The organism is Brassicibacter mesophilus, from assembly GCF_050433385.1.
Classification (GTDB): domain Bacteria; phylum Bacillota; class Clostridia; order Tissierellales; family Proteiniboraceae; genus Brassicibacter; species Brassicibacter mesophilus.
Genome location: NZ_JBNPXI010000002.1, coordinates 188,992 through 201,904 on the forward strand (window position 1 = coordinate 188,992; position 12,913 = coordinate 201,904).

Genomic DNA, 12,913 nt, shown 5'->3' on the forward strand with positions numbered 1-12,913 from the left:
TTAATTATTAATTATGATAACAAAGTATTATATAATGTTCAATTTGTAGAAATAAATAGAATATTTTGGAGTGATTATATTGAGAAAGAAATTTAGATATTTATCATTAATTATAATAGTGTTTTTATCATTTAGTTTTATAGCTAGTCCTGTAACTTCTGATGGAGCTCACGTATCTGCTTCGGGTGCTATCCTAATTGACAATAGTACTGGAAGAGTATTATATTCTCTAAATCCACATAGTAGATTACCAATGGCAAGCACTACTAAGATAATGACAGCGTTAATTGCAATTGAATATGGAAAACTTGATGAGGTTGTAAAAATCAAAAAAAGTTGTGTTGGCATAGAGGGGTCAAGTATTTACTTATATAACGGTGAAGAAATTACTCTCCGAGATATAGTATATGGTCTAATGCTGAGATCGGGAAATGACGCAGCTGTAGCTATAGCTATACATATAAGTGGATCAGTAAGTAACTTCGCAGAATTAATGAATAAAAAAGCCAAGGAAATAGGTGCATTAAATACGAATTTTAAAAATCCTCATGGGCTTCATGAGAAAGACCACTATACAACAGCATACGATTTAGCATTAATTACTAGAGAAGCTATGAAACATAATGAGTTTAGGGAAATATCAAAAACAAAGGTATGGAAGGCTGATAGAGAAACTAATAATTATTTTTACAATAAGAATAAAACTCTTTGGCAGTATGAAGGAGGAGATGGAGTAAAAATTGGCTACACACAAGTAGCAGGGAGGTGTCTGGTATCTAGTGCAACACGAAATGGTATACAATTAATAGCAGTGGTTTTAAACGATAATAATTGGTTTAATGATTGCTATAACTTATTTGACTATGGTTTTGAAAACTATAAGCCCACAGTCATATATAGCAGAAGTCAATATATTAAAATGATTCAAGTGATTAATGGAAATGAAGAAAATATTGAGTTAATAACTAAAAATGATCTTATTCTTCCATTAAAAGAAGAGGATAAAGATAAGTTGAAGATACATATAGATACTCCTCAAAAAATTTCTGCTCCTATTATCAAAGGTCAAGAAGTTGGAAATATCAAAATATATTTGGAAGGACAGTTGGTATCATGTGATAAGCTTATTGCAAGAGACAGCGTAGAGGAAAAAAACATATTAGATAGAGTTAAGGGTTTTATATCAAATATGTTTAGTTAAATATAAATCTTATAAATTTCTATATGAAGCATAATAAAAATAATGCTTCTTTTTTTTGTAACAAAAAAATGAACTTATCAATATTCTAATATTATAGGTATATTTTTAGAAAGGGGACGGTCGTATGCAGCGCAGACTAGAGTGCATTGATGCAGGTAGTGAGTATTGTCCATGTTATCTGGCTGATACAAATGACTGTATAACTTGCTCTCATTTGCAAGGAAAAGATTTCTGTGATTGCAATTGGAGAGGTATATGCATATATCAAGAATATGTAATGAATGGGAATAAGAGCAGAAATCAAAGAGAATCTTTTAAATGTAGTTTAGAAGAAAAGAGGGAGGTTGGAAATAACTGTACAATAATTAAGCTAAAAGTAACTAAGACACTTGCGAGATTACTAAAAGAACCAGGAGCGTATGTTTTTTTACGAAATATTGATCTTCCTCAATACTTTGATGTTCCAATGTCAATAATGGATGCTGATGATTTAAATGGATATATTTATATAGCATATCAGACATTAGGAACTAAGACAAAAAGATTGAACCAAATTGACAAAGAATTATTAGTTAGAGGGCCTTACTGGAATGCAGTATATGGGCTTAAGAACTTAAAAAGAGTTAAAGATGATAATTGTCTTATTGTTGTTAAAGGAATTGCACAGGCTCCTTCTGTGTTAGTAATGAAAAAACTAATTAAAAATAGTAATAAAGTTACACTCGTAATAGACAAGGGTAACACAGAAAGAATTTTCATCAAGGACATAATTAAAGACTTTGATATAAATATAGTTGAGGAAGATGTAATGAGTGAAAATGGGAGATATTTAATAAGGAATATTCTTAAAAATAAAGATATTGGTCTTGTGTATAGTGGAGGATCTGATATTCTTCATAAATTAATGATAGAAATGATTGATGAAATTGGAATTAATCCGTATCTTGTAGTAACAAACAACAACGAGATATGTTGTGGAGAAGGAATCTGTGGAGGCTGTACTATACGACTCCAAGATGGTATTAAAGCTAAATCATGTAAGACTCAGTTAGATGCAAAAAAAGTTATTGAGAGGAGGGTCTTAGTTGACTAATGTAGTGGTTATAGGAGGAGGTTGGGCAGGATGCGCAGCTGCCTTATCTGCAAAAAAAGCTGGTGCAAATGTAACGCTAATTGAAAAAACTGATATGTTGATTGGGTTAGGTAATGTCGGAGGAATAATGAGAAACAATGGAAGATTTACTGCTGCTGAAGAAAATATATATTTAGGTGCGGGGGAACTTTTTCAGATAACTGATGCTGCTGCGAGACATAGTAACATTGAATTTCCTGGACATAAGCATGCTACATTATATGATGTGACTAAAGTTGAACCTATGGTTAGACGATTATTATTTGAAAAGGAAATTAATATCCTATTACAAGCGCGTGCTATTGATGTAGTTAAAGAAAATAATAAAATAAAAGGAGTAGTTTTATCAGACGAAAGCATAATATATGGTGATGTTTTTATTGAAACAACTGGTTCTACTGGACCTATGGGTAATTGTCTAAAATACGGAAATGGATGCTCAATGTGTATATTAAGATGTCCTTCTTTTGGACCTAGAGTAAGTATAAGCCAGCATGCTGGAGTTGAAGATATATTAGGACAAAGGGGAGATGAATCATACGGAGCATTTAGTGGTTCATGTAAATTGAACAAAGACTCTCTTAGCGTAGAGGTAAGAGATACACTTAATAGAGATGGCGTAGTAGTATTACCAGTACCAGAAGAAGATATAAAATTAGAAAAGCTCAATCTGAAGGTATGTCAGCAATATGCATTAAAAGAATTTGCTGAAAACATAATTCTATTAGATACTGGTCATGCTAAACTTATGACACCTTTCTATCCACTAGAAAAATTGAGAAAAATAAAAGGGTTAGAATACGCAAGGTATGAGGATCCATACTCAGGTGGAAAAGGAAATTCAATTAGATATTTATCCATAGCTCCAAGAAATAATGCTATGAAGGTAATTGGTGTTGATAACTTACTATGTGCAGGAGAAAAGTCGGGACTATTCGTTGGACACACAGAAGCAATATCTACTGGAACGTTGGCAGGCCATAATAGTGTTAGATTAAACTTAGGAATGCCATTATTAGAGCTTCCAAGAAATTTAGCTATAGGAGATATTATAGCTTATGCTAATGAACAAATAAAAACAAAGGATGGATTAAAGAAAAGATACACTTTTGCTGGGTCAGAATTTTTTGATAGAATGAAAAAAATGGGACTTTATATAATATCACCAGATGAAGTAAAAAGAAAAATCCAGAGGATGGATTTACTAGACATTTATAATGAAAAGATAATTTAGCAAATATAATTTACATTATTTAAGATAAAGTTATATAATGATATTGCTATAACATAATGAACAAATGAAAGAAGGTATAATATGAGAATTCAAAAGTACATGGCTCAATGTGGTGTTGCCTCAAGAAGGAAATCAGAAGAAATAATTACTCAGGGTAGAGTCAAAGTAAACGATATTATGGTTACTGAGTTAGGGTTTAAGATTAATCCAACTAAGGATGTCGTTAAAGTTGATAATAAAATTATACAAATGGAAAAGAAGAAAATTTATATAGCACTTAATAAACCGGAGGGATATGTAACAACAGTTTCAGACCAATTTGATAGAAACAAAGTCTTAGACTTAGTCAAAGAAATAAATGAACGTGTATATCCAATAGGTAGACTTGATTACGATACTTCAGGGTTATTACTTTTAACTAATGATGGAGATTTAGCATATAAGTTAACTCATCCGAAGCATGAAATAAATAAGAAATATATAGCAGTAGTTAAAGGAAACCCTACTGAAGAAGACCTAGATCTATTTAGAGTTGGTCTAGATATTGAAGGATATGTTACAGCACCTGCATTAATTAGAGTAATGAACTGCTGGGAAAAGAAAACAACTGTTGAGATACAGATTCATGAAGGAAAAAATAGGCAAATTAGAAAAATGTGTGAGAAAATTGGATACCCTGTATTAAGCTTAAAGAGAATAGGGATTGGTGAACTGGAAATAGGGAATCTTAGAAAAGGATGCTGGAGATTTCTTGATGATGAAGAGATAAAGTATTTGAAAAGAATGTAATCATTATGGGTTTCCATAATGATTTTACTTTTTTGACGCAATTATTTAAAATTATTAACAATTTAATAGTAAATGCATTTTACAGGAGGATAATATGATTATTGGTAGAAAGATTAAAATAAGTGGCGAAAAAGAGAGATTAGAAGATATATTAAGCTATTACAATATAAAAGATTATAATGATAAAAATAGTATAATATATGTTTTAGAAGAAGATGATACAATTATTGGTGGATGTAGGATATCTTTATACAATGATATAGGAGTGCTTGAATACCTAGTCATAGAACATAATAAAACTGGTGAAAATTTTGGTGATGGACTTTTACGAGCTGCTCTTAACTACTGCTATTTAAATGGTATTAAAAAAGTTTATCATGACAAAACTGATTCGTATTTATTGAGAAAAGGCTTTGTACGTAATTTAAAACAAGTTAGTGCTAGTGAGTTAAATAGTGATATTCAAAATAGTTGCCACTTGGTATGTATAGTTGATGAATTCTTTAGTAAAGGATGCAGTTGAAAAGGAGTTGAGACAATTGTTTAAATTTTTCACCAATGCAACAACTATTGCAAGGCATATTATGTCATGTAAAATTAGTAAAGGCAATATAGCTATTGATGCTACTGTTGGAAATGGCAATGACACCGTTTTTATAGCTGAGTTAGTTGGTGATAAAGGCAAGGTCTATGGATTTGACGTTCAAAAGACAGCTATGGATAACACTATAAACAGGCTTACAGACATTCAACTTGATAATAGAGTAGTATTAATAAACGATGGACATGAAAAAATTGATACCTACATACATGAAAAAATAGATTTTATTGTTTTTAATTTAGGATATCTACCCAAAGGTGATCATAATATCGTAACTAAATCAGATACAACAATTATAGCTTTATCTAAAAGTCTAGATGTCCTGAAAAAGAATGGTATTATTCTAATTACTGCATATCCTGGGCATAAAGAGGGTAAGAAAGAAAAAAAAGATATTGATTCTTTTATATCAAAGCTAAATCAAAAAGAATTTGCTGTTTTAAAATTTGAATTTATGAACCAAATAAATGATCCACCGATACTTTATGGAATAGAGAAAAAATAGCTTTTTAAATATAAATAGGGGGTACTAAAATGACTAAAGTAAGAATAACCGAAACTATTCTACGTGATGCTCATCAATCATTAATTGCAACAAGAATGAAAACTGAAGAAATGTTACCTATTGCGGAAAAGCTTGATCAAGCAGGTTTTTACTCCTTAGAGGTATGGGGAGGAGCAACGTTTGATGCGTCCTTAAGGTTTTTGAATGAAGATCCTTGGGAAAGATTAAGAAAGCTAAGAAAAGCAATAAAAAATACAAAACTTCAAATGCTTTTACGTGGGCAGAACTTATTAGGATATAAAAATTACCCTGATGATGTAGTTGAAGAATTTGTTAAAAAAGCTATATATAATGGAATAGACATAATTAGAATATTTGATGCACTAAATGATGTTAGAAATCTTAGAAAATCTATTGAAGCGACAAAAAAAGCAGGAGGACATGCTCAGACAGCTATTTCTTATACTACAAGCCCTGTACATAACAATGATTACTATGTAAAATTAGCAAAAGAGATGCAAGAAATGGGAGCTGACTCCATATGCATTAAAGATATGTCAGGTATCTTATTACCGTATGATGCTTATGAACTTATTAATAAGCTTAAGAAAGAGATTAGAGTTCCTTTACAGTTACATTCACATTTTACAAGTGGAATTGCAAATCAGACATATATGAAGGCCATAGAGGCTGGAGTAGATGTAATCGATACAGCGTTATCTCCTTTTGGCATGGGAACTAGCCAGCCCGCTACAGAGTCAATGGTTGCATCGCTTAAAAACTCTTCATATGACTCTGAATTAGATTTAAACACTTTAGCAGAGATAGCTGAATATTTTAAGCCTATTAGAGAGAAATACATTAAAGAAGGATTATTAAATCAAAAGGTACTAGCTGTAGACAGCAAAACTCTTATATACCAAGTCCCTGGTGGAATGCTATCAAATCTTGTATCACAACTTGAAAAACAAGGATCTTTAGACAAATTTGAGAAGGTTCTTGAAGAAGTGCCAAAGGTCCGTAAAGATTTAGGTTATCCACCTTTAGTTACTCCAATGAGCCAAATGGTAGGTACACAGGCGGTATTTAATGTTATACTAGATGAAAGGTATAAGATGGTTCCATCTGAAATTAAGAATTATGTCAAAGGACTATATGGCAGGTCTACTGTTCCAATATCAGATGATATTAAAAAAATTATTATTGGAGATGAAGAGGTTTACACTGGAAGACCAGCTGATTTATTAGAACCTCAACTTGACATTTTAAAAAATGAAATAAAAGAGTATATTGAACAAGATGAAGATGTCTTATCATATGCTTTGTTCCCTCAAGTGGCAATTAAGTATTTTCAATATAGACAGGCTGAAAAATATAAAATTGACAATTCACTTCTAGATATTGAGGCTAAAACGTATCCAGTATAAAGTAGCTCCTTTTAGGAGCTATTTTTTTAGTACTAACAATCTTTGTGAAGATAGATAACAGTTGGTTTATTGCTGAAATATGAAATTGTTTTTACTACTGAATCGCTATCTATTGGATAGCCACATTTCAAACAAAAATAATTTGATTTATGAATCTTTTGTAATGAAATTTCAGTATTAAGGTTACCGTATTTTTGCCAGCTTTTCCAACCAGTTTTACATAGCTTTATACGATTATCATAGTCTGCATACACCCATTTTAAAATTCTATGAAAATGAAAAGGATATTTATTATATTTTATAAATTCTTCAAAAAGACCTAATGAAACGCAATAATCTTCAAATGTCTGTTCTATTTTAGACTGTAGAGGTTCCACTATTTTTGTGTTTTCATAGTAGTAGTCTTCTGCTGAAAGCCATTTTCTAAGTCTATCAAACATGTACCCTCTACAGACTTTTATTTGCTCATTTTTATTAACATTAAGCTTTTTGAATAATCTACTAGTTATATCAATAACGTAATCGAGATAAAGTTTATTATTAAATGAATCACCACAATAATAGCTTATTGGTATGAAATCATAATAATATTCATTAGTTTCTACTCTTATAGCGCCAATACATGTACCTCCAATTAAACTACCACTACCTGCATCGTCTAGTTGTATCAATGAAAACACTCCTATACTAATATCTTTATTTATGAAGAATAATATTATTATATACAGTTTTTAAATTTTATATTAAAGGAGAGGTATTAATGAATATATTAATAACAAATGATGATGGTATTAATGCAATTGGAATAAGAAGATTAGCTGAAAAGCTAAAGATATTAGGAAATATAACTGTTATAGCACCTGACAGAGAGAGAAGCGCTACAGGTCATGCAATCACTATGCATCAGCCCTTAAGAGTAGAAAAAATTGACACATATTCTGATGGTGTATTTGCTTGGAGTATTAGTGGTACGCCAAGTGACTGTATAAAAATAGGAATTGAATCAATTCTTTCTGATAAACCAGATATTATAGTATCAGGAATAAATAATGGACCTAACCTAGGAACTGATGTTATATATTCAGGCACGGTTTCTGCTGCTATCGAGGGAGCGATTCATGGGATACCGTCGATTGCATTATCAGTAGCAGGAAGGAAGGGAGAGATTAATTATGACGCAGCAGTTAAATATTCTAGTGAGCTTGTAAAGCTAACTATCAAACATTGTAAGGATAAGAATCTTATATTAAATATTAATGTTCCATCAATTTCTGAAGAATCTATTAAGGGAATTCGATTAACTGAATTAGGTATAAGAAAATACAGCAATACTTTTATAAAAAGAGAGGATCCACTAGGTAAAAATTATTATTGGCTTGCAGGAAACCTTATTGAAATACAGAATAATGATCAAAGTGATGTTAAGGCAATTGAAAATGGCTTTATATCAATAACACCATTACATTATGATTTAACTGACTATCGAATTCTTGAAGAATTAAATAAAGCTGATTTTAGTATATAACAATAAAAATTGTTACGATGATGAAATGAATCCTGCAAAAATATATGAAATTTTTAAAAAAATGAAATAAAAATTGCAAATTATATTATATTCTGTTATGATTTACTTAAAGAATATTTTAACAATTATTTAAGGGGGACTTTAAAGTGACCACTATAAGTGATAAAAAGCTTACTTTAAATGTTGAATGGTGTAAAGGCTGTGGTATATGTGTTGAATTTTGTCCAAAGAAAGTATTAGAACTAAAAGATGGAAAGGTTAAAATAAGAGATATTGATTCATGTATCAAGTGTGGGCAATGTGAACTTAGATGTCCTGACTATGCAATATATTTAGGGGGTAAAGAAGATGGACAGTAAAAAGTATAAGTTAATGCAAGGTAACGAGGCTTGCGTTGAGGGAGCCTTAGCTGCTGGTATGAAATTTTATGCTGGATATCCAATTACACCTTCAACAGAAATTGCTGAAATATCCGCAGCAAGATTACCTAAAATTGGTGGAAAATTTATTCAGATGGAAGATGAAATTGCTAGTATGGGAGCAATTATTGGAGCTTCTTTAGCAGGATTGAAGTCAATGACAGCAACAAGTGGTCCAGGTTTTTCTTTAAAACAAGAGAATTTAGGATATGCGTCAATAGCAGAAATACCTTGTGTTATTGTAAATGTTCAAAGAGGAGGTCCAAGCACAGGATTACCGACATCTCCTGCTCAAGGAGATATAATGCAGGCGAGATGGGGAACTCATGGGGATCATCCGATTATTGCATTAACACCTTCATCTGTAAGAGAGACTTTTGACTTAACTGTAAAAGCTTTTAATTATGCAGAAAAATATAGAGTTCCAGTTATTTTACTTATGGATGAAGTTATTGGTCATATGAGAGAAAAAATTGAAATACCTGATATTAGTGAAATCGAAATATTTGACAGAATAAAGCCAAATAAAGATGATACTGATTATAAACCTTTTAAAATAGATGATGGTGAGATAGTTCCTAAAATGGCTGCTTATGGAGAGGGATTCAAATTTCATGTAACTGGATTAGTTCATGATGAAACAGGATTCCCTAGTAATAAATCTGATATTGCGGAAGAACTAATTAATAGACTTATTAGCAAGATAGAAGATAATAAAGATGATATATCTTTATATGAAGAATATAAGCTTGATGATGCAGATGTAGCAATCATTGCCTTTGGAGGAACAGCAAGATCGGCAAAATGTGCAGTTAATATTGCAAGAGAAGAAGGTTTAAAGGTCGGGATGTTTAAGCCTATGACTATATGGCCTTTTTTAGATAAACAGATAGTTGAGCTTTCAAAGAAAGTTAAGAAAATTATTGTAGCAGAGATGAATTTAGGTCAGTATGTGCTTGAAGTAGATAGAGTTGCAAATAAATATACTGATATATATAAGTGTTGCAAAGTAAATGGTGAGCTGATTACACCTGATGAAATATTGGCGAAAGTTAAGGAGGTATACTAAAATGCCTAGTCAATTAATTGAAAGCTATTTTAGAACGGATAAACTACCACATATTTGGTGTCCTGGATGTAGCAATGGTATTGTAATGAGAGCTGTAGTTAAAGCTATAGACAATTTAGGATTAGATAAAGATAATGTATGTATTGTATCCGGTATAGGTTGTTCTTCAAGAGCTTCTGGATATATGGATTTCAATACTTTACATACCACTCATGGTAGAGCTTTGTCTTATGCAACAGGAATTAAAATGGCTAATCCCAAAATGGAAGTTATTGTTATAACAGGTGATGGAGATAGCACTGCAATAGGTGGTAACCATCTTATTCACTCTGCAAGAAGAAATATTGATATTACTACTATAGTATTTAATAATAACATTTACGGTATGACAGGAGGACAGTATTCACCTACTACACCTACTGGAGATAAAGGCACAACCGCTCCATATGGGAATATTGATAAAAACTTTAATATTTGCGAATTGGCTAAAGCTGCAGGAGCAACTTATGTTGCAAGATCTACTGCTTATCATGCAAATATGATAATAAGCCAAGTGGAAGAAGGAATAAAGAATAATGGCTTTTCGCTTATTGAGGCAGTAAGTATCTGCCCTACTTATTATGGTAGAAAAAATAAAAAAGGTGATGCGGTTGATATGATGAAACATATTAAGGACAACACGGTTAACTTGAAAGCAGCTGAAAAAATGACGAAAGAACATTTAAGTGGAAAATTGATAATAGGTGAATTTTATAAAGCTGTTGAGCCTGAATATACTGAAGAGTATCAAAAAATAATTGATAGTTTTCAAAAGGAGAGATAATATGTCTAATCAACATGAAATAAGGTTAAGTGGTTCAGGTGGTCAAGGACTTATTTTAGCAGGTATTATCTTAGCCGAGGCTGCTTTAGATGATGGCAAAAATGCTGTTCAATCGCAATCATATGGACCTGAAGCAAGAGGTGGGGCAAGTAAAGCTGAAGTTATTATAAGTAATGAAGAAATAAACTACCCAAAGGTAAGAGATTGTGATATGCTATTAGCTCTTACTCAAGTAGCATGTGATAAATACATTGATACATTGAAGAAAGATGGAATGCTCATAATAGATAGTAGTGTGCAATTACCTAATAGATCTGATATGAAAGTTGTCTCAATACCAATACTTAATACTGCATCAGAAGAGCTTCATAAGCCAATGGTTGCTAATATTGTTGCACTTGGTGCTATAAATAGAATAGCAAACATAGTTTCTGACGAATCTTTGACAGAAGCGGTATTAAGCAGAGTACCTAGAGGAACTGAGGAACTAAATAGAAAAGCATTAGAAAAAGGATTTAAATTAATAGAAAAATATAAGGGTTGATGCTATGGAAGACAAGAAAAAAGATTTAATGAAGTTAATACAAGTCAATTTCAATAAACTTAGCAAGGGACAAAAGCTAATTGCTGAGTTTATTATGTCTCATTACGACAAGGCTGCATTTATGACAGCAGCTAAGCTTGGTGAGGTTGTAAATGTTAGTGAATCTACAGTAGTAAGATTCGCAATTGCTTTAGGTTTTTCTGGATATCCTAGCTTGCAAAAAGCATTGCAGGAGTTGATTAAAAACAAACTTACAACAGTTCAAAGGCTTAGTATGTCTGATGACTATTCAAACAAAGAAATTGGCCTTAAGAAAGTATTAAAAACTGATATGGAAAATATACGGACCACTATGGATGAAATAAATACTGAAACATTTCAAAAAGTTGTTGATTGCATACTTAATGCAAGAAGAGTATACATATTGGGACTGCGAAGTTCTACTGCTTTAGCAGGATATTTGGGATTCTATTTGGGACTATTACTAGATGATGTAAAAGTTGTTACATTTGGTATAAGTGATATATTTGAACAGCTTTTGAGAGTAAGTGAAGATGATATTGTAATAGGAATAAGTTATCCTAGATATTCTAGGAAGACTTTAGATGCGTTAAGATATGTTAAAGAGCAGAACTGTAAAATTGTTGGAATTACTGATAGTTTGATTTCTCCAATAGCAAGTATTGCTGACTTTACTCTGATCGCAACAAGTAACATGGTTTCTTTTGTTGATTCTCTTGTGGCACCAATGAGTCTGCTTAATGCATTGATTATTGCTATTGGTATGAGGGAAAAAAGTGAAGTTACTGAATACTTTGAAGAGCTTGAGAACCTTTGGGAAGAATATAATGTTTATGATGGCAAAGACAAAACAACTTCAAACAATAAATAATAAAGCTGGAAATCCAGCTTTTATTATTTCCGATATATCATAATTAATCTTATCATAATTGATAATTAAAACATTATAAATAATTAGCTAAATAGTGTATAATAATTTTATCAAAGATAAAGAAGTACAAGGAGGAAAATATGAATAAATTATACTTAATAAGACATGGTGAATCAGAGTGGAATATATTAAGTAAGGTTCAAGGTCAAAATAATGTAAACCTAACTAAAAAAGGAATAGAACAAGCAACAAAAGCCGCTGAAAGACTAAGCAAAGAAAAAATAGATGAGATATATTCTAGTGATTTAGATAGAGCTTATGATACTGCTAAAATTATTGCAGATAAATTAAAACTGGATGTAAAGAAGTTACAAGAATTAAGAGAAATAAAGTTTGGAGTATGGGAAGGATTAACTTCCAGTGAAATTAAAGAGAATTATAAAAATGAACATATGATATGGATGACTGAACCTCATAAACTACAATTACCTGAAGCTGAAAGACTAATAGATGTTCAAGAAAGAATGCTAAAAGGCGTAAATAAACTCATGAAAGAGAATAAAGATAAAAATATACTTATTGTTTCCCACGGTTCTGCAATAAAAGCTTTAATTTTGGGTATATTAGATATCGACTTATCAAGCTATAATAAAATATCGATAGGAAATGTTGGGTTGACTATAATTGAGTATAGGGATTATTCTCCTGTAATTGGAGTTTTAAATGACACTAGTCACCTTAAGGAGGTATAA

The 12,913-nt window shown here is 31.3% G+C and carries 15 protein-coding genes; 14 read left to right on the plus strand and 1 reads right to left on the minus strand.

Annotated elements, in window-relative coordinates:
- Window positions 1-70: 70 nt before the first annotated feature.
- From HNR33_RS03445 to HNR33_RS03475, 7 genes are all read left to right on the plus strand, one after another.
- On the plus strand, window positions 71-1,201 hold the full coding sequence (locus HNR33_RS03445; protein ID WP_429080038.1) for a D-alanyl-D-alanine carboxypeptidase family protein: 1,131 nt from the start codon (window positions 71-73) through the stop codon (window positions 1,199-1,201).
- 124 nt (window positions 1,202-1,325) lie between these two features.
- Window positions 1,326-2,294 (plus strand): sulfide/dihydroorotate dehydrogenase-like FAD/NAD-binding protein, encoded by a 969-nt coding sequence (locus HNR33_RS03450; RefSeq protein WP_429080041.1) that lies wholly within the window; start codon window positions 1,326-1,328, stop codon window positions 2,292-2,294.
- Window positions 2,287-3,567, plus strand: coding sequence for an FAD-dependent oxidoreductase (locus HNR33_RS03455; protein WP_429080043.1), 1,281 nt, complete (start codon window positions 2,287-2,289; stop codon window positions 3,565-3,567). Before HNR33_RS03450 ends, HNR33_RS03455 begins: the two co-directional genes overlap by 8 nt.
- 81 nt (window positions 3,568-3,648) lie before the next feature.
- Window positions 3,649-4,356, plus strand: a complete 708-nt coding sequence (locus HNR33_RS03460) for a pseudouridine synthase (RefSeq protein ID WP_429080044.1) — start codon at window positions 3,649-3,651, stop codon at window positions 4,354-4,356.
- Window positions 4,357-4,450: 94 nt separating this feature from the next.
- Window positions 4,451-4,879: a GNAT family N-acetyltransferase gene (locus tag HNR33_RS03465; protein WP_429080047.1), complete on the plus strand. Its 429-nt coding sequence runs from the start codon at window positions 4,451-4,453 to the stop codon at window positions 4,877-4,879.
- Complete coding sequence (gene mnmM / locus HNR33_RS03470; RefSeq protein WP_429080049.1) at window positions 4,851-5,462, plus strand: tRNA 5-(aminomethyl)-2-thiouridylate-methyltransferase MnmM; 612 nt, start codon at window positions 4,851-4,853, stop codon at window positions 5,460-5,462. The genes HNR33_RS03465 and mnmM overlap by 29 nt, the downstream gene beginning before the upstream one ends.
- A 29-nt stretch (window positions 5,463-5,491) precedes the next feature.
- Window positions 5,492-6,889, plus strand: coding sequence for an oxaloacetate decarboxylase subunit alpha (locus tag HNR33_RS03475; RefSeq protein ID WP_429080051.1), 1,398 nt, complete (start codon window positions 5,492-5,494; stop codon window positions 6,887-6,889).
- A 32-nt stretch (window positions 6,890-6,921) separates the two neighbouring features.
- On the opposite strand, the gene HNR33_RS03480 is transcribed toward HNR33_RS03475, so the two are convergent.
- On the minus strand, window positions 6,922-7,569 hold the full coding sequence (locus HNR33_RS03480; RefSeq protein WP_429080054.1) for a hypothetical protein: 648 nt from the start codon (window positions 7,567-7,569) through the stop codon (window positions 6,922-6,924).
- A gap of 80 nt (window positions 7,570-7,649) precedes the next feature.
- Here HNR33_RS03480 and surE point away from each other — a divergent pair, with 80 nt between their 5' ends.
- The 7 genes from surE to HNR33_RS03515 all read left to right on the plus strand — a co-directional run bounded on the left by surE (window position 7,650) and on the right by HNR33_RS03515 (window position 12,913).
- Window positions 7,650-8,414, plus strand: a complete 765-nt coding sequence (surE, locus tag HNR33_RS03485; RefSeq protein ID WP_429080056.1) for a 5'/3'-nucleotidase SurE — start codon at window positions 7,650-7,652, stop codon at window positions 8,412-8,414.
- Window positions 8,415-8,560: 146 nt separating this feature from the next.
- Complete coding sequence (locus HNR33_RS03490) at window positions 8,561-8,773, plus strand: 4Fe-4S binding protein (protein ID WP_429080058.1); 213 nt, start codon at window positions 8,561-8,563, stop codon at window positions 8,771-8,773.
- Window positions 8,763-9,902 (plus strand): 2-oxoacid:acceptor oxidoreductase subunit alpha, encoded by a 1,140-nt coding sequence (locus tag HNR33_RS03495; protein WP_429080060.1) that lies wholly within the window; start codon window positions 8,763-8,765, stop codon window positions 9,900-9,902. Before HNR33_RS03490 ends, HNR33_RS03495 begins: the two co-directional genes overlap by 11 nt.
- Before the next feature lies 1 nt (window position 9,903).
- Complete coding sequence (locus HNR33_RS03500) at window positions 9,904-10,725, plus strand: 2-oxoacid:ferredoxin oxidoreductase subunit beta (RefSeq protein ID WP_429080063.1); 822 nt, start codon at window positions 9,904-9,906, stop codon at window positions 10,723-10,725.
- Between the two features lies 1 nt (window position 10,726).
- Window positions 10,727-11,269: a 2-oxoacid:acceptor oxidoreductase family protein gene (locus HNR33_RS03505; protein WP_429080065.1), complete on the plus strand. Its 543-nt coding sequence runs from the start codon at window positions 10,727-10,729 to the stop codon at window positions 11,267-11,269.
- 4 nt (window positions 11,270-11,273) lie between these two features.
- Window positions 11,274-12,161 carry a MurR/RpiR family transcriptional regulator gene (locus tag HNR33_RS03510; RefSeq protein ID WP_429080067.1) on the plus strand — a complete coding sequence of 296 codons (888 nt, stop codon included), beginning with the start codon at window positions 11,274-11,276 and terminating at the stop codon, window positions 12,159-12,161.
- A 140-nt stretch (window positions 12,162-12,301) separates the two neighbouring features.
- A complete protein-coding gene (locus HNR33_RS03515; RefSeq protein WP_429080070.1) occupies window positions 12,302-12,913 on the plus strand; it encodes a histidine phosphatase family protein in 612 nt (203 codons plus the stop codon).